This window comes from Marivirga arenosa, assembly GCF_030503895.2.
Taxonomy (GTDB): Bacteria; Bacteroidota; Bacteroidia; order Cytophagales; family Cyclobacteriaceae; genus Marivirga; species Marivirga arenosa.
This window is the reverse complement of record NZ_CP129970.2, coordinates 2476300-2495304: the sequence shown is the minus strand read 5'-3', so window position 1 is coordinate 2495304 and position 19005 is coordinate 2476300. Positions and strand designations below refer to the sequence as shown.

Here is a 19005-nt window from a genome sequence, read left to right as displayed (position 1 = left end):
TATGAAATGAACAGCAAAGCACTTTTTGATAAAATAAAGTCAGAACTAATAAAATTTGAAGAAGAAGCAGAAGCTGAAGCCATCAGTTATTTAATTCTAGAGAATATCTACCAAATATCACGAATGGATATTTTGATAGGAAAAGAAGTTGATGAAAACAGTGAATACTCTGAAAAATTAGAATCTTATTTAATAGAGCTTAAATCAGGAAAGCCCATTCAACATATTATGGGTAGAGTCGAATTTTATGGCCGCCAGTTTTTAGTAAATTCTAATGTATTAATTCCACGAAGAGAGACCGAGGAACTTGTGCATTTAATACTAGAACAAAATCCAGATTTATCAGAAAAAACTATAATTGATATTGGAACAGGAAGTGGAATTATTCCGATTACAATTGCTAAGGAAAGAAAAGAATCAATTTTATATGCGGTTGATATAAGTTCAGCAGCAATCGCCACTGCGAAAAGAAATGCCCAATTAAATCGTGCTGAAATTCAATTCATACATTCTGACATTTTAAGCGAAGATCTAAGCATACCAAAGTGCAGCATTTGGATTAGCAACCCTCCTTATGTAAGGGATATAGAAAAAAATAAAATGCACACAAAGGTACTGGATTATGAGCCTGATTTAGCTCTTTTTGTTGAAGACAACTCCCCACTTATCTTTTATAAAAGAATCACAAAAATAGCGTTTGATAATTTATTAAATCAAGGAAAGCTATATTTTGAAATTAATGAAGCATTTGGGTCTGAAGTGCAAGAAATATTGCATAATGCAGGATTTGGGGATGTAATTATAAAAAAAGATATGCAAGGTAAAGATCGATTTGTTTATGGAACAAAATCGATTGCATAAAACAATCAGGCAAGTTCATTACTTTTTTCCTAATAAAAATTAACTTTAAGAAGATCATTCAATACTATCATTCTAAAAAGATATACACTATGAAAAAAACAGCTTTTATCACAGGCGCAACTTCAGGTATAGGTCAAGCTACAGCAATAATTTTAGGTAAAAATGGTTTTAATATAATTGCCACTGGAAGAAGACAAGAAAGATTAGATGAGTTAAAGAAGGAATTAGAAAAAAATACAGAAATCCATACATTAAATTTTGATGTAAGAAATCAGAAAGCTGTTTTAGAGGCAATTGATAGTTTACCAAAAGAATGGAACCAAATTGATGTACTAATTAATAATGCTGGTAATGCTCATGGCTTAGCTTCTATTGAAGATGGTGACATGAAAGATTGGGAAGCCATGATTGATATAAATGTGAAAGGATTATTATATGTTTCACAACCTATTATTCAAAAAATGATTAAACAAGGTGAGGGCCATATTATAAATATTGGTTCAGTTGCAGGAAAAGAAGCATATCCAAATGGAAATGTGTATTGTGCTTCCAAGCATGCAGTAGATGCATTGAACAGCTCAATGAGAATGGATCTAAACAAATATGGTATAAAAGTATCGCAAGTGGCACCAGGTTTGGTTGAAACCGAATTTTCATTAGTGAGATTTAAAGGAGATGAAGAAAGATCTCAATCAGTATATGAAGGCTTCGATGCTTTAAAGGCAGAAGATATTGCTGATTTAATTTTATATATGGCTACTCGACCAAAACATGTAAATCTCGCTGATGTATTGATTTTCCCTAACGCTCAAGCTTCATCCACTATGGTCAAAAAGTCTTGATGCAATTTCTATGAAAAGCAAGATCAAAGCTTACCCTTCTGTGCAATAATCTCATTGATCTTGTTTTTCAATTCTTCCTTTTGTTCCCAGCTTAAAATACTTCCATCTGAAAGTTGAGTACTCATGAGTCTAATAATTTCATCTAATTCTCCACAAGAGGTAAATAGTTTATTCATCAGATCTACTGTAATAGGGTCAGTACTTTCCCTTCTTATTATATCTGTTAATCCTAAAATCCTGGCTAGAGGAGCCCTTAATAAGTGTGAATTGATAAAAGCATATTCCGTTAGCTGATAGTTCCTTTCTTCTAATTCTGCAGTGCGGTTTTTCACCATTAAATCCAAACCGTTATTCATCGATGACAATTCTTCATTAGCATTGTGTAATTCCTCTACCGTTAACCTTAATTCTTCAGTTCTTTCATTTACAAGCTCCTCCAAGCTTACTGAATACTTCTTCAATCTCCTGCTGTAATTTAACTGTACTAAAAAAAGAGTAACCACCAAAACAGAAGTAGTCAATTCAAAGTACAATGCCTGAGATAATGATGCATAAGAATTTGTAAAGGATAAATCAGTTAATCCTAGAAACTTATTCGAAACAACAAAAATTGGCATTAGAAAAATGTAGTAATACACTACAATACCAACTGCACAGTATGCAATACTTTTTAATACTTTTTCAGGAAAATGCTTTAACAATAAATGATAATAGATACCAAAAAAGGCTAATCCTCCTGCATGCATTAAAATAGTTGAATAAACCGACCCTTGTTCTGGAGTAGTAAGGCTAGAAATAACAACGGTAATAATCAAATAAAATGGGTTTACTATATAAAATACGCTAATTAGCAGAGGTATTTCATTTAAACTACTGATCGCACCGGAAAATCCAGGAATCTCAAATTGAACTAAACTTAAAAGTGCTGATAGCAGCCCGAAAATCACACTTAATATGATATCTTTAAATTCTTTGTTATTTAGTAATTCTTTTATCAAGCTGCTTAAATGTTAGGATAATGATTTTAAATTCAAGATATAATTTCTTACTCTTTAACGTATTCTATCGATACTAATTTATTTAACTAAATATAACCTTAATAATTAAAATGTATAACTCATCTGATTTATGTACAAATATTAAGCTTATGAAATATAAGGAATTTTAAAATATTCTTGATAATAAGTGGATGAAACTAATAAAATAAGACTTAAACTTTGAAAAACTATTGAGGGTATCCTCTTGAAAAATGAACATAGTGGTTAAAAATAGATCAGAAATTTTATCAAAACTTAGAATTAAAAGACTGAATTCACTTCAAGAAGAAGTACTTAAAGTTTTCAATATCTCTGAAGATATTCTAATTCTATCTCCTACTGGAACAGGCAAAACATTAGCCTATTTATTACCTATTTTGGAATCCTTAAATCCAAATTGCAAATATATTCAAGCACTAGTGGTCGTTCCCAGCAGAGAACTTGCCATTCAAATAGAACAAGTTTTTAGAACTATGGGAACTGGATATAAGGCTATTGCAATATATGGTGGTCGTTCTGGTAAAAAGGATAGAATAGATTTACAACATCCTCCAGCCTTATTAATCGGTACTCCCGGAAGAATAGCAGATCATATCGAAAGAGAAAGCTTTTCTGTTCAAAGCATCAGTATGTTAGTATTAGATGAATTTGACAAATCATTAGAAATAGGTTTTGAATACGAAATGAAATCCATCATTTGGGAACTGCCGCATATTGATAAAAAAATATTGACTTCAGCCACGCAATTAGATAAAATACCTGATTTTGTAGGCTTTAGAGATCCATTTATCATTAATCACCTTCATCAAAACAAGCCTGAGATATCTATTAAAGTAATCAGTACCCAAAAATCCGAAAAACTTACCGCTTTAATTGATTTAGTACAAAAATTAAGAAATCAAAAAGGGGTCATTTTTTGTAATTTCAAAGAAAGTATCTCTTCAGTAAGTGAATACTTATCGAATGAAAATATATCTCACGAGGTCTTTTATGGAGGATTAGAACAAAAAGATAGAGAGAGAGCCTTAATTAAATTTAGAAATGGAAGTAATAACTTATTGCTTGCAACTGATCTGGCAGCAAGAGGAATAGATATAGATGATATCAACTTTATAATTCATCTGGAATTACCTTTAAAAGAACAGGAGTTTATTCATAGAAATGGACGAACAGCCAGAATGAATGAAAAAGGAGTTGTATATATCCTCCATTCTGAAGAGCTCTATTTACCTGATTTTATACCCTCCAACTACATTAGCCTTGAAGAAATAAAGGTGGAAAATTCAGAATCTAAAAACTTTACTACCTTATTCATTTCTGGTGGTAGAAGAGATAAAATTTCAAAAGGAGATATTGTAGGTTTATTCCTAAAAGAAGGAAAACTGAGTCAAGATGATTTAGGCTTAATTGAATTAAAACAAGATTGCGCATTTGTAGCCGTAGCTCAAGCTAAAGCTGAAAAACTAGCTAAACTGCTCAACAACTCTAAACTGAAAAAGAAAAAGGTTAGAATTAAGGTATTAGAATAAAAAAAGCCTCAAAATCATTTTGATATTTGAGGCTTTTACTTGTTTACCGTTGCCTTGGTATTTGATAAATTTCTTCTTGTCTTCCATCAAGATAATAGATTTCTTCCCCATCGAAAAAGGCTTCTTCTTCCAACATGATGCGAATTTCTTTATTCCATTCTTTAATAAAAACCGCTGCATTTAATTCAATTGAATAAGCAGTATTAGGATATAATGGATAATCGCCACTGCCAGGCACTCCGCCTTGTGAATCCCACATACCGATGGTTGGCCCTGCAGCATGACCGTGATATCCTATGGGATGGGTATAAATAGTAGGCTTTAGTCCATCTGCTTTCGCATCTTTTAAAGCACCTAACAATAATTCATTTCCAGTTTTACCGGTTTTAAATTGATTTGTCAAATGATCTTGTACACGGTTCCCTTCTTCAAATGCCTTTACTAAATAATTAGGAATCCCTAATTCTCCTGGTTTTAACACATAAGCATGTTGCTGTGTATCTGTATTCAGTCTTAAATATGTAATCCCAAAATCCACATGTAATAAATCACCAGGTTGAATAATTTGCAAATCAGGTCTTTTGCTAAAACTTCTTAAATGGTCAAAATTTTCAGGATCAGCTCTTTGAATATCTACTGTAGGATGAAACCAAGTCTTTAATCCTAGTTTATTGATTTCCTGTCTGTACCACCAAACTAAATCATCAGTAGTGCTTACTCCTGGAGTAATTGCTTCTAAGGAAAAGCCTTTCGCGATTATTTTATGCGCTATATTACACAATTGCTCATAGATAATTCTTTCCCGCTCTGTACGTGTTTCAAGCCAACCTACTGCCAGCTTTTCTGCTGAAACCACTTTCTTTTGCTGGTCTTTAGACAGTGATTCCATTAATAAATCATATTCGGATTTCACTAATCCATCCGCATGAGAAAAATCATTTGAAATATTTACGCCTATCTTTTGCGGGTTTCTTTCTTCGATGATTTCAGCTAATCTTTTCCATTGATTGTCCTGGGTATCTGGATTCCATGCTCTTTTAAAAGCTTCACCCACATCATATCTAGCCACTGCTAAGGTTTCTAATTCAGCACCTTCTTCAGGCTGATAAATTACTAGCATGGTAGTCCTTCTGGCAGCCATCCAGGTTGACGGCAACATGGTTTTAATCACAGGATCTTCATTATATTCGCTGGAAATAACCAACCACATGTCAATCCCTGTTCTTTCCATTATAGCAGGCAGTACGGTTTCAAATCGCTCTTTTAATATTTCATCTTCTAATTTTGCCTGCTCCTCAAGGCTTAATATTTCAGGATATTGCGCCTTTACAGCCATTGAACACAGTAAGGTGATGGCTAGTAAAACTAATCTTGATTTCTTCATATATATATATGTTTTAAAACTTTATTTAATATTTATTCTATTTCAGTTAAAACCGTATAGCCACTTAACTTCCCTTTTTTATCATATTGCTCACTTCTCACCACACCAACTTTTTCAGCCACCCAATCAACCGTTTTAGTTTCTCGAGTCATCATGGCTTCAAATTTCACTATTGAATTAATTTTAAAAGCCTCATAGGAACCAGCTGGCACTTCAATATTTTCTTTTGCCATCACTTTTCTGTCCTGTATTTTCACTGACATTTTAATCGGAATTGGACCATTTACCTTCATGTTAATCCCCCCATCTTCTAAATATTGACCCACTTCTAATTCTTCAGGAATAGTAACCGCATCAAATTCCATTTCCACATCCATTTCTTTGAAGCTTTCCATGGTTTCTTGAGGCATATATTTTGTCATATCCATTTGTAAAACACCATCTTTACAAACAAACTCAACCTCCTCCTCCAGTACTATTTCATCTTTTTTATCGTAAGAGGTAAGCATCATTTTGGCTACTAACTTACCGCTTTCTTCTGAAACTTCTAATACCTCGTAATGCTGTTTACCTTGATATTTATCTTTCGCATTATAATTTGCAGTAGTCCATTTCCTTCCTTCTTCTAATAAATAATATGGATTACAATCTGACTGGGCAAAGTTTTTTAATGGCATTAGTATAATAAATGCCATAAGAGCGATTTGTATAAAGTTTTTCATTTTTAGGTATTTTAGTTCATACCCAAATTACAACTTTATCTTTATTTGAACAATGGATATATGAAATGCAAGAAAAAGCATACAATCAATTCAATATTTCTTTCTGCATTTGATCTACTATTTTCGATTTTAATTCTGGTAAATCTTTCTGGCTTAAGCCTTCGGTAGATACAGCAGAAAGTACTTTTACGTGAATTTTACCAGGTCGCATTACAAAACTGCTTGGCTTCATTAATTTAGCCGCTCCTTTAATTACTACTGGCAGAATAGGTGCCTGAGCATCAATTGCAATTCTGAAAGCACCATCATAGAAATTTTGTAAAGGCTTGTCGGTTCTATTCATTGTTCCTTCCGGAAAAACCAGAATAGAATTTTCATTCTTCAATACCTCATTCAATCTATTTTTACTTTTTTGCCTACTTGCTGGATTTGATCGGTCTACCACTTCGGTTATCATTTTTAGCAAGAATCCGAATACAGGAATTTTTGTTAATTCCTTTTTTGCCAAAGCTTTAAAAGGTGCATCGATAGCTTGTGGAATAGCTGGAGTATCAAGAAATGAAGTGTGGTTTGAGATAATCACGTAGTTTTGTCCCTTTTTAAAATGTGATTTTCCTTCAACTTTATAAATAATACGATTAAAAAAGCTGAAAAGAAATGACCACAACCGAATTGCTTTAAAACTAATCCAGGTACCTTTTTTTGAAATTAGTGATGGTATGATAAAAACAGGAAAAAGGATAATCATAAAAACATGGAACACAATAAGTGCCCAAGCGGTGTAGATGAATTGGAAAAATTTCAACATTGAATCAATAAAATCTTTTCGATGAATGCAAAGATGCCAAAAATAATAGAATCAAGTCTCTTTTATAGTAATTTAAGCTTTTTACACAAAAAAAAGTTACTACTTTCAATTTTAAACTAATACCTTAAAATGAAAAACATCTACCTATTAATTTTACTCACAATTGCTACAATCGATTTTGCCGTTTCTCAAAATCAGAATAAAGAAACTATTTTAAAAGAATGGGAAAGGTTTTCTAATTCGGAAGCAGATCAGATTTTAAAAGAGGGATTAAATCTCAAACCCTATTTATACAAAGGCACTAATCTAAATCGCCAATCCATCAATAATTTTGAAGACTACCCTCAAAAAATCATATTTTACTGGACATCAGAATGCAGGTACTGTAAAAAAGAACTAGATGATTTAGAAAAAATCATTAGCGAGCAGCCTTATTTAAAAGATTCCATCCTTGTTGTCATGCGAGTTGATAAACAAAATAAAGAATGGAGTATTCAAAAAGACAATGATTTTTATACTCTTTACAAAGAAAAGAAAGATTTTATGACGTTATCAATTCCAATCTTATTTGTATCAGAGAAGATTCTAGATGAATCTTCTCTGAAATCAGCCCCTAATACTTTATTCTTAGATGATAATCAGAAGATAGTATCTATGAAATCGGGTTACATTGTTACCACAAGAAAGTCCGAATTTGATGAAATGAATTATGAATTCTTAAAATGGAAAATAAATAAGCATCTTGATTCAAGAGATTCCGGATAATTTTATTCAAGCCCTATTAGTAGTTTCAATGCAATTTCACTTACTAAACATAATAAATGCACCCCAATAGTAGGGGTGTTTGTATTCATTCAACATCGCTAATTGAGCCGTTCTAAATGCGTCTGGGATGGCTTTCCCGTTTACATTTTCTTTATAAAAACTCGACATGAGCTTTTGAGTAGCAGCATCATCTACTTTCCATAAACTCATGACTAAAGACTGGGCGCCTGCTACAATAAATGCTCTTTGCAAACCATAAACGCCTTCCCCCGCTTTAACATCTCCTTTACCGGTTTCACATGCAGAAAGCACTACCATTTCAGTATTATTAAGATTTAAATTGATGGCTTCATAGGCTGAAAAGAATCCGTTATCACTTTGATTAAAGGATTGACTTGCTTCAGAATTTTCATCATCACCTATACCAGATAGAATTAAACCTGATCGTAATAATGGATTCTGCCTAATGTATTGAAGTTGTACACCGAATAAATTATTGGAAGCCTTTTCGTCCTGCAAAAAGTAACCATGACTCGCTAAATGCAAATATTTAGGTGATTTAACCTTCTTCAAATTCGATTCATTTGCCTCCTTATTGAGATATTTCTCCATTTTCATCTGATTTGAAAGGTATTTTGAAATATTCTCAATTTCTTGTCGGGTTCCAGGAAGTTGTGCAATACTTGCACTATTAAAATCAGGATCTCCCATTAAAAAGGCAGTACTTTTAGTTTTTCCAGTTGATTTTTCTACCAATATATCATTAGGGTGCCCTATATATCTGATGTCATAATCCTGTATTAAGTATCTCCCATTATTTTGTTTAAGAGTATTCATATTTATCTGATTATAAATACCATCAGGTGAAATATAAATGCGGTTAGCATCGCTAGTCTCTTTATTAACCAATTCCCAATATTGAGCAAAAGAATATTGGTCTTCCATTTTTTGGTTGATAACATTATTGTAATAGGCATAATATCTATTCTCTAGCAAATCCCCATCTTCATTTACTAATATTTCAGGTCTCTCATCTTTCTTGAAAATGATATAGGCATAAGCATTATTTGATGTTAGTTTTTTATCAAAAATAGGATATTGAATAACTTCAACTAAAACTTGTCCATTTTCAAGTCTCTCTAAAATTGTTTTATAATCTGTATTTCTATCTTTATATACTGTCGAAAATGCATCTGACTTCAAAGACAATTCCTTTTCAGTTTGATTTGCGACATTTTGAAGTGAATCGATATTGATAGATTGTTCATCTATTTCCTCATCACTTAAAGTGTACGCATTAGTCAGTTGCTGCTTTTGATCCAGCCATTGTTCGTATAGCTTTTCCAATTCAGGATCATTTTGATTATAAATTGAATTTCTTAGCGCTGTAGAGGCCGTTAACAATATCCCTTTAGTAGCCAATCTATATTTTATTAGGTTATCCAATAATTCTGGATATTCATAATAATTTTCTAGCGCGTAATTATAATAGCGGAAGAATCTAGGCTTTAATTGTTCCCAGTATTTTGTCTTTTCTGCTTCACTTAAAGCAGGAAAATAATCTTTGACAAACTCAAGACTCGTATCCATAACTTTACCAAAGTAATTATTTGCTTGTTTTATTTGGCCCTTAGCCCAAAACCATAAAGCCATATCTTCCTGACTTTTAATTACTTTAGGATGGGTTTTAGATAATTTTCTTTCTCTGGTGTAAAGTGCAGATTGTAAAAGTGGTTCAGCTTTATCCAACTCTCCAAGGTATCGGTATAAATTCCCTAAATCAGCTTGAGTTCCCGCTGTGGTCAGATGTTCAGCACCAAGCTCATCTTTATATATTTCTAAAGCTAGTATCAGAGCCTCCTCTGCCTTATCTAATTCTCCTTTCTCAACATATAAAGCTGCTATATTTGATTTCATATGAGCATAATCAGGATCATTTTTAGCATTTAGCTTAAATCTACTTTCCTGTAAGTCTAAAACATTTTGAAAGGTGTTTTCTGCACTTTCCAAATCTCCATTTTCTTGTTCTAATATGGCCTTATTTGTTAGAAATTGTAAATAAGTACTGTTTTTATCGGTAAGGCTTTCTTTAGCAATTTCAACACATTGTTCCATTAAATCCAAAGCTTTATCCTTTCTTCCCATATATTGATTTAAAATCGCATGATTATTCAAGAATATTGCATAAGGTAATTTTTCATTCTCTAAGTCAGTTTTCAACTTTCCTCCAAGTTTTTGGATTATACTCTCTGCCTCTAAATAATTACCTAGGTTCATTAGAAGAACCGCATAATTATTCAGCTCTGCCAAATAACCGACACTTTCTTTTCCTTGTATTTCTTCCCAACCATCTAAAGCAGTTAGAGTAAATTCTTCCGCTTTATTATATCTACCCATATCATCATAAAGTAAACCTAATAAACCAATAGATTTAAGGTAATTGGGTTCTGAAGTAGCAGAGAGTTGTTCATACTTAAGCTTCGCAATTTTAAGATTAGCTTCTGCCATGAAATCATTTCCATTATTATAATTTAAACGGCCAAAGTCATAAATATCTCTTGCTGCCTCTAATTCAGTTTGAGGATCACCATCACGCAACATAAAATTAGCGGTTTTAACTAAGCGCTCCCCTTTCTGTTGATTTTCGAAAGATTCGGTTTTGTCCAAAAAAGCAATAGCATAATTAAATGAAAGAGTATCATAACTATCCCTTTTTTCCTCCGTTTTCTCTTTAAGTTTATCTTTTACTAATTCTTCAGCTCTTTTTTTTAAAGCATTACCTATACCGAACTGTGCTGAAGCAGAAAAGCTAAAACAAAACACAAATACTATGAAAGTAGAAAAGGTCAATTTGATTAATCGAAAAAACATAACGACAAGTATTATTGATATTTAAAAGCTAAAATAAAAGAACAATTTTCATAAAAATAAGTAAAATAATTAGTGATATATCAATAAAATATTTCAACTAATATAAATTTTGTCAATTTTTAATGTATGAGAAAAATTAAAATTCCTAAGATAGTTCCCGATTATAAAAATAAAGAGAAAATTATCTTAAGAGACTTTTTAGCCTTAGAAAGAACTTCGTTAGCAAACGAAAGAACTCTTTTCTCTTATATCAGGACGAGTTTGTATTTAATATTAGGAGGGATTGGTTTAATTCAATTAGAAAGTTTTGTAACAATTCACTGGTTAGGCTATTTATCATTTGCAATAAGCTTAATCATGATTTTTTATGGATTAATCCGCTATTTCAAGCTCAAAAGAAAACTTCAAAAATTCTATGATGAAGATCAAATCAGAAGTTTTGAGGAAGAAGCAGACAAGGAATAGGAAAAATTAAATCATAATGATATTTTATCTCATTTTTAATTAGTTTGGAATTTTACGTTTGTACATTTGTAACCGAATTCAGATTTAATCTTTATGTATCCAATCAGAAAAGTAATAATAGGATTAGACTTAAGTGAACTTGATAAAACTATGGTTGAATTTGCTGACTTTTTGTCGAGAACTTCAGCCGTAGAAGATGTATATTTTGTGAATGTGATTAAGAACCTTCACATTCCTAAAGATGTACTTAAAGAGTTTCCTGATATGGTAGAAAATGCCATCACGGAAAGAAAAACCCAAATGGAAAAGCAGTTTGAAAAGTTCAGATCTGGTGAAGATAAGGCTAATTTCCATTTCCAAGTATTGACAGGTAAAATAGCAGACAATATCTTAAAATATAGTAAAGAAAAAGATATTGATTTGATCGTAATGGGTAGGCGAGAAAAGGCTGAACAAAGTGGGGCTCTTTCTCAAAGATTAGCTAGAAGAGCAGCATGTAGCTTATTAATTATACCAGAAGGCACAAGCCCAAAGATGGATCAAATATTAGTACCTAGTGATTTTTCTCAATATTCTAAATTAGCATTAGAGGAAGCTATTAACATAGCACGATCGAATCAAAATGCTACAGAAATTACAATTCAAAACGTTTATACGGTTCCTACAGGATATCATTATACAGGTAAAACCTTTGAAGAATTTTCTGAAGTAATGAAAAAGAATGCTGAGAAAAACTATAAAAAATTCATCAGCAAAATAGATACAAAAGATGTTAAGCTGAAGGTTGAGTATTCCCAAGATACAAATGAGGATGTTACTACTGACATGATTGACAAAGCACATGAAATGAATGCTAATGCAATCATCGTGGGAGCCAAAGGAAGAACAGCTACAACTGCCTTTTTCTTGGGAAGTATTGCAGAAAGATTAATTCAGCTGGATAATGACATCCCTTTAATGATTGTTAGACCGAAAGGAAAAAATGCTGGTTTCATTGAATTCCTAAAAGAATTATAATGCGTAAAACCATAGAAAAATTCTACGATTGGCTTTTTGCAGATAAGGAAACTGAGGAAGAAGTTCCTTATGCAAATAAGAGATTTATGTTCTGGTTTTCGATCATCAGCTTTGCAGTCGTTTTATTTTTTATCATTAAAGACGTGGTTAAAAACATTCAAAACCTGCAATAGTAATGCAGCATATTTCTCTAACAGACCTCAATTTATTAATTAAGGAAACCTTAAATACTCAATTAGAACCTTCTTATTGGGTGGTGGCAGAAATTGGCGAGTTGAGAGAAGCCAGAAACGGCCATTGCTATCTTGAGTTCATCGAAAAAGATGAAGAAAGTAACCAATTACTTTCTAAAATTAGAGGTACTATTTGGTCTTACAGCTATCGTAACATCAGTGCATGGTTCCAATCTATTACTGGTGAAAATTTAAAAGCAGGGATGACTGTTTTGGCTAATGTTCAAATTCAATTCCACGAAGTGTATGGTTTAAGTTTAAATGTTAAAGACATTGATCCAAACTTTACTTTAGGAGAAAGGGCCAGAAAGAAACAAGAAATTATTCATCAATTACAAGAGGATGGTGTATTTGATATGAATAAAAGTCACCCTCTTCCATTAGTTCCTCAAAGGATTGCTATTATCAGTGCAGAATCAGCCGCTGGCTACGGTGATTTTATGAATCAAATCTTGAGTAATGATTATCATTATCAATTACATGCCCAACTTTTTGTAGCCACCATGCAAGGTGATAAAGCTGCAAAAACAATTGTATCTGCGCTTCACGAAATCAATGAACAAATTGAGGATTTTGATGCCGTTATTATCATTAGAGGCGGTGGTGCTCAAGTTGATTTGGATTGCTTTGATGATTATGAACTTGCTTCCCATGTCGCACAGTTTCCTATTCCGGTATTTACAGGTATCGGACATGAACGAGATGAAACCATTTGTGATTTGGTAGCACACACCAAATTAAAAACACCAACAGCCGTAGCTGAATTCCTAATTAGAGGTATGCGTATCTATGAGGAAAAACTGAATACTGCCACACAAAATATTTTGGCTAATCTGAGTCAAAAAGTTGAAAGAGAACAACACAAGCTAAACGATAGAAGGCATTCATTAAGGTATTCACTTAAAAAACACTTTAATAAAGCTGAAAATCAACTTTCTCATTATCAGCAAAAATTAAAGTTTGATATTAAAAGGAGTTTTTCAAAAGAAAACCAAAAGCTAGATATTTATCAGAAAACCCTAGAACTAATTAATCCTGAGGCTGTATTTAAAAAAGGATATTCTTACACAAGTTTAAATGGAAAAAGCATTGTTGGCCAAAAAGTTAAAAAGGGGGACTTGTTAAAAACCACTACTGCCAATCAAGAAATACAAAGTTCAGTTCAAGAGGTGAAAGAAAAGAAAAAATAATTCGAATTTATTTTCCAAAACCTTCCATTATTCCTAATCCAAATAAGGCAAAATCATATTTCACAGGATCATTAGCATCAAATTCCTTAAGCGCATCAGTCAATTCTTGAGCAGTTTGCCAATCGGTTTGCTTTCGTTGAATTAAGCCTAATTTTCTAGCTACTCTATCTACATGCAAATCACATGGACAGATTAAATCAGACGTTTGAATTTTATTCCATATACCAAAATCAACTCCTCTTTGGTCATTTCTAACCATCCACCTCAAATACATATTTATTCGTTTACAAGCAGATTTTCTTTCAGGGGTAGCAATATGTTTTCGAGTTCTGTTTGGAGCTACATCCGATGAAAAAAAATAATGATGAAAAGCAATCAAACTAGTTCTCATAAAATCATCTTCCGACTTATTTCCAAGCAAAAAAGCCTCTTCCAGACTTTCATGATTCTGATAAAATGTTCTAAAAAAATGAATGAAATAAAGTGTATCAATATCATTGAAAGTGCGATGCTTAAACTTCATTAAGTCTTCCAAATCTGAATCACTATGATTTAAAATAAAATCATGTGGTGCATTCCCCATCATTTCCATCAGCTCCTTACACTTATTTATAATGGTTATTCGCTGTCCCCATGCTAAAATTGCCGCAAAAAATCCTGCAATCTCAATATCTTGCTTTTTTGTAAAAAGATGTGGTATACTTATGGGATCATCAACAATAAAGTCAGGACGATTATACAAATCATACTTCTCATCAAGTAAAGATTTTACTTCCTCAATATTATTCATTATCAATCCTTAAGAGGCAGATAACTTATTTCTACAGGGAATTTATAGTCAACTCCACCTAGCTTTTCGAAAGCTTTTTTAGAAATTCTAATTATAACTTTATCATCTACTCCTGTATCGGGTAATTTACCTAATACTCTGACGAATACTATTTGATCATTTAAATCATTCCTGACCTGCATGATAGTTCCTATTTTAGCAGTGCGGTGTAAAGCCAAATATTTTTCAGTTCCTTCAGAACCTTCTATCACTTCAGCTACCCCTTTTTCTTTTACTTTATCAATTTTCGGAATATCATCTTCCTCAACTGTAAAAAAGGCTTTTGTATCTTTCTTTTGGAGATTTTCTACTATTACTTCCTTGTTTTCCGGCTCTTCTTTTTCAACTACTTTTTCCTCTTCTTCTTTTTTGTTGTCGGCAATCAGAGCATCTGGATTTTGAATATAGAGCTTTTGACCTAGGCTAAGTTGGTAATTTCCTAAACTATTCCATTTTCTTAATTCCTCTACTGTTACTCCATACTTTTCTGACAAACTATATAAGGTCTCTCCTGATTCAACCGTATGAATTCTGTTTTTATTTACTTCAGGGTCAGCAATAGTAACTTCTTCCTTTCTTAATTTTTCTTTCTCCACTTTAGGAGGAACGATTTTTATCACCTCACCACCAGCAAAAGGCTCTTTAAATTTATTCCATTTCTTTAAATCTGACCTATTCAGATTATACATCTTGGCAACACTACTGTAGGTCTCTCCTTTTTTAGCATTATGGAATGTTTGAAGTGTAATCTCTTGGTACTTATTATTTTTATCCTCCGCTTTTTCTGAGACTTTATTTTCTTTGATAATTAATTTTTGACCGACATCAATGTTATTATTCTCTAAACTATTCAGTTTAATGATTTGGCTTTGGGTAATATCATATTTTTTTGAAATACTATAAATGGTTTCTCCTAAGTCAACAATATGGATTACATTTTCGACATTGTCCTGTTTCACAGCTATATTTTCTGTTTCAGTGACTTTCTGTGAAGGCTCACTCACTATGAGCTCTTGACCGATATCTAATGTAGTTGAAGTCAAATTGTTCCATTCCATTATATTATCCTGAGAAATTTCATATTTTCTGGATATTGAATAAATAGTTTCCCCAGCTGATACTTTGTGCTTTTTTGAATCAGAACTAATTTTTGATTTACTGGATGATTTGAATTCAGATTCTTTAAAAGGAATTAATAATTCTCGTCCAATTTGATCAATTTTATAACCATCCTTTTCTTGTGGGTTTACATCTCTTATTTCTTGTACACTAACATGATACCTTCTACCCAAAGAATAAAGGGTTTCCTTTGGCTCTAGTTTATGGATAATGAATTTCACTCCATCCACCTCTTTAATTCCTACAGAATCAACAACAGCTGCTGATACCTTAAATGAGAAAAATCCAAAAATAAAAAAACAAATAAATAATATTTTAATCTTCATGCTCCTGAGAAATACTAATGCTATACAAAAATGGTTATTCTGAAATGATAAGTAAAATAAAACTCAATATAATTCTTTCCACTGAAGTAAACGACCTAAAGTTATACGCATTATACTCTTGTGCTGTTTAATTAAATCGGAAATCAAAACTACTTAATAGAAAATTGATAAATTGCTACTGAATATAATTGTTGCTTAATTACGAATCGCTTAAATTGAAAAACTTAATTTACACGTTAATGAAAAGATCAACCTTAATTCTACTTTTTTGTTCTTTTGTTACTTTTTCATCTTTGGCTGATACCTTATCTCTTAAAAATGAAGTTTTCATTATGGAGATTAAAGATCAAATAGATGCTAGAACAAAACGCTATGTTGATCTTGCCCTAGCGGAAGCAAAGAGCCGAAACTCTAGTCATATTATAATTGAAATGAACACCTATGGAGGTGCCTTGTATGATGCTGATGAGATTCGATCTGCTTTGCTAAATTTAGAAATTCCTGTTTATGTTTTTATTGATAATAATGCCGCTTCAGCTGGAGCATTAATCTCAATAGCCTGTGATAGCATTTATATGGCGCCAGGTGGTAGCATAGGAGCTGCCACTGTAGTAAATCAAACTGGAGAAGCTGCTCCTGACAAATACCAATCCTACATGCGGTCTATCATGAGATCGACAGCAGAAGCGTCTGGAAGAAATCCTCAGATTGCTGAAGCAATGGTGGATGAAAATATTGAAATTGACAGTATAAGCCCAGCAGGAGAAGTCATCACCTTTTCAACTTCTGAAGCGATAAAATATGATTTTTGTGAAGGGGAATTTAATTCGACAGATGCATTATTAAATCATTTAAATTTAAACGATTACCAAATATATAGATTTGAAGTAAGCAACACGGAAGCTATTATTTCATTTTTTATAAACCCTTTTATTAGTGGGATTTTAATCTTAATCATAATAGGCGGCATTTACTTTGAGCTTCAAACTCCTGGTGTTGGTTTTCCAATCATAGCCTCCATTATTGCTTTGGTTTTATATCTCATTCCTTATTATTTAAATGGATTAGCAGAGAATTGGGAAATTCTAGCATTCATCATTGGCCTAATCCTAATTGCAGTAGAAGTATTTGTAATACCAGGATTTGGTATTTTTGGAATTCTAGGTTTAATCATCACGCTAGGTTCATTAGTGTTTATGATGTTAAATAATGAAAATTTCGACTTCCAATTTGTTCCTGCTGAAAATATAACCAGAGCATTGCTTACCACCTTAACAGGATTGCTGGGCAGTATTGTGCTGATGTTTATCGGAGGAATAAGATTAACAAATAGTAAGTTTTTTAAAAAAATTGCTTTACAAGGAGTACAGTCTAAAACAGAAGGTTATTCTTCAAGGTTTATCCAGTCTGGGCTTATTGATAAAGAAGGTACCGTATTTTCCGTTCTAAGACCAAGTGGAAAGGTAGATATTGAAGGTGAATTATATGATGCATACACTAGAGGAGAATATCTAGAACAAGGAGAAAAAATAATTGTGATTGAAGAAAGTGGGACTAGTTTGAAAGTTAAAAAAGCAGAAAATTAAAAGTTATGGATATAATTGGAATTATTCCTGCAAGGTATGCTTCCACCCGTTTCCCTGGAAAGCCGCTTGCCGATATTGGTGGAAAAACCATGATTCAACGTGTAATTGAGCAATGCAAAAAAAGTGAAGTCCTCAAAAAAGTAATAGTTGCTACTGACGATGAAAGAATTTTCAATCATGTAAAAGAGCTAGGTCATGATGTATACATGACAAGTGCTGATCACAAAAATGGGACTGAAAGATGCCATGAAGCCTTAAAATTAGAAGGCGGCAGTTACGACTTCGTGATTAATATACAAGGTGATGAACCCTTCATTGAACCAGAGCAAATAAAGTTATTAGCCTCTATTCTCGATAGAAAAACTGAAATTGCGACTTTAATAAAATGTATAGATCATTTAGATGATCTTCAAAACCCTAATATCATAAAAGCTTTAAAAGCTGATAGCGGGTTAGCCCTTTATTTTTCGCGTTCACCAATTCCACATATGCGGAATATTCCAACTGAAGACTGGATGAAAAGTCATCAGCATTATAAACATATTGGGATGTATGCCTACAGAGTAGATATCCTCGCAAGATTGGTAACCTTATCCCCTACTCCATTAGAAATAGCTGAATCTTTAGAGCAATTACGCTGGATAGAAAATGGCTACAGAATTAAAACTGCCATTACTCCAATTGAAACCATTGGAATTGATACGCCTGAGGATTTAGAAAAAGCTATGAAAGAGATGCCGTTATGAAAGAAAAGTTAATCAAGGGACATCCTCATATAAAAATTAATTATGAAAGGCTTGATAGTTCTGATCTGATAAAGAAAAGTCAGAATTATTATGAGCTGATGAACAAAAGAAGGTCAATCCGTGAATTTTCAGATCAAAGTATTCCAAAAGAGGTAATTGAAAATATTGTTCAAACTGCTTCAACTGCGCCTTCTGGTGCTCATAAGCAACCCTGGACATTTTGTATCATTTCTAATTCAGATATAAAGAAAAAAATTAGGGATGCTGCTGAAAAGGAGGAATATGAAAGCTACAAAAATAGAATGAGCGACCAATGGCTGAAAGACCTAGAGCCAATTGGTACCGATTGGGAAAAGCCATTTTTAGAAACCGTGCCCTACATAATAGTAGTTTTCAAAAAGATTTATGATGAGGAAGAAGGGCAAAAGAAAACCAATTATTACGTCAATGAATCTGTAGGAATTGCTTGTGGTTTTCTAATATCAGCCATTCATAATGCGGGACTGGCTACTCTTACTCATACACCAAGCCCTATGAATTTTCTTTCTGAAATCTTAGAAAGACCCAAAAATGAAAGGCCTTATTTATTATTACCAGTTGGGTATCCGGCAGATGAATGTTACGTACCAAAATTAGATCGTAAGCCTTTAGAGAAAATCGCTAAATTTTTCTAAG

Annotated in this window: 18 protein-coding genes; 11 read left to right on the top strand and 7 right to left on the bottom strand. The window is 32.6% G+C overall.

Annotated features, from left to right (window positions below):
• Nucleotides 1–6: 6 nt before the first annotated feature.
• Nucleotides 7–861 (top strand): peptide chain release factor N(5)-glutamine methyltransferase, encoded by an 855-nt coding sequence (gene prmC, locus QYS48_RS10915; RefSeq protein ID WP_308355937.1) that lies wholly within the window; start codon nucleotides 7–9, stop codon nucleotides 859–861.
• Nucleotides 862–950: 89 nt separating this feature from the next.
• Nucleotides 951–1703 carry an SDR family NAD(P)-dependent oxidoreductase gene (locus QYS48_RS10910; RefSeq protein ID WP_308355936.1) on the top strand — a complete coding sequence of 251 codons (753 nt, stop codon included), beginning with the start codon at nucleotides 951–953 and terminating at the stop codon, nucleotides 1701–1703.
• 23 nt (nucleotides 1704–1726) lie between these two features.
• On the opposite strand, the gene QYS48_RS10905 is transcribed toward QYS48_RS10910, so the two are convergent.
• On the bottom strand, nucleotides 1727–2701 hold the full coding sequence (locus QYS48_RS10905; protein ID WP_308355935.1) for a hypothetical protein: 975 nt from the start codon (nucleotides 2699–2701) through the stop codon (nucleotides 1727–1729).
• A 251-nt stretch (nucleotides 2702–2952) separates the two neighbouring features.
• On the opposite strand from QYS48_RS10905, the gene QYS48_RS10900 reads away from it, so the two are divergent.
• Nucleotides 2953–4269: a DEAD/DEAH box helicase gene (locus tag QYS48_RS10900; protein WP_308355934.1), complete on the top strand. Its 1317-nt coding sequence runs from the start codon at nucleotides 2953–2955 to the stop codon at nucleotides 4267–4269.
• 43 nt (nucleotides 4270–4312) lie between these two features.
• Here QYS48_RS10900 and QYS48_RS10895 read toward each other — a convergent pair whose 3' ends face one another.
• The 3 genes from QYS48_RS10895 to QYS48_RS10885 all read right to left on the bottom strand — a co-directional run bounded on the left by QYS48_RS10895 (nucleotide 4313) and on the right by QYS48_RS10885 (nucleotide 7183).
• Entirely contained in the window at nucleotides 4313–5653 is a 1341-nt protein-coding gene (locus QYS48_RS10895; protein WP_308355933.1) for a M24 family metallopeptidase, read from the bottom strand.
• Nucleotides 5654–5685: 32 nt separating this feature from the next.
• Nucleotides 5686–6375 (bottom strand): hypothetical protein, encoded by a 690-nt coding sequence (locus QYS48_RS10890; RefSeq protein WP_308355932.1) that lies wholly within the window; start codon nucleotides 6373–6375, stop codon nucleotides 5686–5688.
• 85 nt (nucleotides 6376–6460) lie between these two features.
• A complete protein-coding gene (locus QYS48_RS10885) occupies nucleotides 6461–7183 on the bottom strand; it encodes a lysophospholipid acyltransferase family protein (protein WP_308355931.1) in 723 nt (240 codons plus the stop codon).
• Between the two features lie 129 nt (nucleotides 7184–7312).
• On the opposite strand from QYS48_RS10885, the gene QYS48_RS10880 reads away from it, so the two are divergent.
• Nucleotides 7313–7948: a hypothetical protein gene (locus tag QYS48_RS10880; RefSeq protein ID WP_308355930.1), complete on the top strand. Its 636-nt coding sequence runs from the start codon at nucleotides 7313–7315 to the stop codon at nucleotides 7946–7948.
• 36 nt (nucleotides 7949–7984) lie between these two features.
• On the opposite strand, the gene QYS48_RS10875 is transcribed toward QYS48_RS10880, so the two are convergent.
• Nucleotides 7985–10819 (bottom strand): CHAT domain-containing tetratricopeptide repeat protein, encoded by a 2835-nt coding sequence (locus QYS48_RS10875; RefSeq protein WP_308355929.1) that lies wholly within the window; start codon nucleotides 10817–10819, stop codon nucleotides 7985–7987.
• 126 nt (nucleotides 10820–10945) lie between these two features.
• Between QYS48_RS10875 and QYS48_RS10870 the strand changes: the two genes are divergently transcribed.
• The 4 genes from QYS48_RS10870 to xseA all read left to right on the top strand — a co-directional run bounded on the left by QYS48_RS10870 (nucleotide 10946) and on the right by xseA (nucleotide 13724).
• A complete protein-coding gene (locus QYS48_RS10870) occupies nucleotides 10946–11284 on the top strand; it encodes a DUF202 domain-containing protein (protein ID WP_308355928.1) in 339 nt (112 codons plus the stop codon).
• 93 nt (nucleotides 11285–11377) lie between these two features.
• Nucleotides 11378–12301 (top strand): universal stress protein, encoded by a 924-nt coding sequence (locus QYS48_RS10865; protein WP_308355927.1) that lies wholly within the window; start codon nucleotides 11378–11380, stop codon nucleotides 12299–12301.
• A complete protein-coding gene (locus QYS48_RS10860; RefSeq protein ID WP_308355926.1) occupies nucleotides 12301–12474 on the top strand; it encodes a hypothetical protein in 174 nt (57 codons plus the stop codon). The genes QYS48_RS10865 and QYS48_RS10860 overlap by 1 nt, the downstream gene beginning before the upstream one ends.
• 2 nt (nucleotides 12475–12476) lie before the next feature.
• Complete coding sequence (gene xseA / locus QYS48_RS10855; protein ID WP_308355925.1) at nucleotides 12477–13724, top strand: exodeoxyribonuclease VII large subunit; 1248 nt, start codon at nucleotides 12477–12479, stop codon at nucleotides 13722–13724.
• Nucleotides 13725–13731: 7 nt separating this feature from the next.
• Here the strand turns inward: xseA and QYS48_RS10850 are convergent, their stop codons facing one another.
• On the bottom strand, nucleotides 13732–14514 hold the full coding sequence (locus tag QYS48_RS10850; protein ID WP_308355924.1) for a TIGR02757 family protein: 783 nt from the start codon (nucleotides 14512–14514) through the stop codon (nucleotides 13732–13734).
• Between the two features lie 2 nt (nucleotides 14515–14516).
• Complete coding sequence (locus QYS48_RS10845; protein ID WP_308355923.1) at nucleotides 14517–15998, bottom strand: LysM peptidoglycan-binding domain-containing protein; 1482 nt, start codon at nucleotides 15996–15998, stop codon at nucleotides 14517–14519.
• A gap of 239 nt (nucleotides 15999–16237) precedes the next feature.
• On the opposite strand from QYS48_RS10845, the gene QYS48_RS10840 reads away from it, so the two are divergent.
• From QYS48_RS10840 to QYS48_RS10830, 3 genes are read left to right on the top strand one after another with little or no spacing between them, the layout of a single operon-like run.
• The gene (locus QYS48_RS10840; RefSeq protein WP_308355922.1) at nucleotides 16238–17584 is read left to right on the top strand and encodes an NfeD family protein; all 1347 of its coding nucleotides are present in this window, start codon (nucleotides 16238–16240) and stop codon (nucleotides 17582–17584) included.
• A 5-nt stretch (nucleotides 17585–17589) separates the two neighbouring features.
• Entirely contained in the window at nucleotides 17590–18330 is a 741-nt protein-coding gene (kdsB, locus tag QYS48_RS10835; RefSeq protein WP_308355920.1) for a 3-deoxy-manno-octulosonate cytidylyltransferase, read from the top strand.
• Nucleotides 18327–19004, top strand: a complete 678-nt coding sequence (locus QYS48_RS10830; protein ID WP_308355919.1) for a nitroreductase family protein — start codon at nucleotides 18327–18329, stop codon at nucleotides 19002–19004. Before kdsB ends, QYS48_RS10830 begins: the two co-directional genes overlap by 4 nt.
• The last annotated feature ends 1 nt before the right edge of the window (nucleotide 19005 follow it).

Excerpts from the sequence above, each read along its gene's own strand:
- prmC (WP_308355937.1), top strand. The coding sequence starts at position 7 with ATGAACAGCAAAGCACTTTTTGATAAAATAAAGTCAGAACTAATAAAA.
- QYS48_RS10910 (WP_308355936.1), top strand. The coding sequence starts at position 951 with ATGAAAAAAACAGCTTTTATCACAGGCGCAACTTCAGGTATAGGTCAA.
- QYS48_RS10900 (WP_308355934.1), top strand. The coding sequence starts at position 2,953 with ATGAACATAGTGGTTAAAAATAGATCAGAAATTTTATCAAAACTTAGA.
- QYS48_RS10895 (WP_308355933.1), bottom strand. The coding sequence starts at position 5,653 with ATGAAGAAATCAAGATTAGTTTTACTAGCCATCACCTTACTGTGTTCA.
- QYS48_RS10890 (WP_308355932.1), bottom strand. The coding sequence starts at position 6,375 with ATGAAAAACTTTATACAAATCGCTCTTATGGCATTTATTATACTAATG.
- QYS48_RS10885 (WP_308355931.1), bottom strand. The coding sequence starts at position 7,183 with ATGTTGAAATTTTTCCAATTCATCTACACCGCTTGGGCACTTATTGTG.
- QYS48_RS10880 (WP_308355930.1), top strand. The coding sequence starts at position 7,313 with ATGAAAAACATCTACCTATTAATTTTACTCACAATTGCTACAATCGAT.
- QYS48_RS10875 (WP_308355929.1), bottom strand. The coding sequence starts at position 10,819 with ATGTTTTTTCGATTAATCAAATTGACCTTTTCTACTTTCATAGTATTT.
- QYS48_RS10870 (WP_308355928.1), top strand. The coding sequence starts at position 10,946 with ATGAGAAAAATTAAAATTCCTAAGATAGTTCCCGATTATAAAAATAAA.
- QYS48_RS10865 (WP_308355927.1), top strand. The coding sequence starts at position 11,378 with ATGTATCCAATCAGAAAAGTAATAATAGGATTAGACTTAAGTGAACTT.
- QYS48_RS10860 (WP_308355926.1), top strand. The coding sequence starts at position 12,301 with ATGCGTAAAACCATAGAAAAATTCTACGATTGGCTTTTTGCAGATAAG.
- xseA (WP_308355925.1), top strand. The coding sequence starts at position 12,477 with ATGCAGCATATTTCTCTAACAGACCTCAATTTATTAATTAAGGAAACC.
- QYS48_RS10850 (WP_308355924.1), bottom strand. The coding sequence starts at position 14,514 with ATGAATAATATTGAGGAAGTAAAATCTTTACTTGATGAGAAGTATGAT.
- QYS48_RS10845 (WP_308355923.1), bottom strand. The coding sequence starts at position 15,998 with ATGAAGATTAAAATATTATTTATTTGTTTTTTTATTTTTGGATTTTTC.
- QYS48_RS10840 (WP_308355922.1), top strand. The coding sequence starts at position 16,238 with ATGAAAAGATCAACCTTAATTCTACTTTTTTGTTCTTTTGTTACTTTT.
- kdsB (WP_308355920.1), top strand. The coding sequence starts at position 17,590 with ATGGATATAATTGGAATTATTCCTGCAAGGTATGCTTCCACCCGTTTC.
- QYS48_RS10830 (WP_308355919.1), top strand. The coding sequence starts at position 18,327 with ATGAAAGAAAAGTTAATCAAGGGACATCCTCATATAAAAATTAATTAT.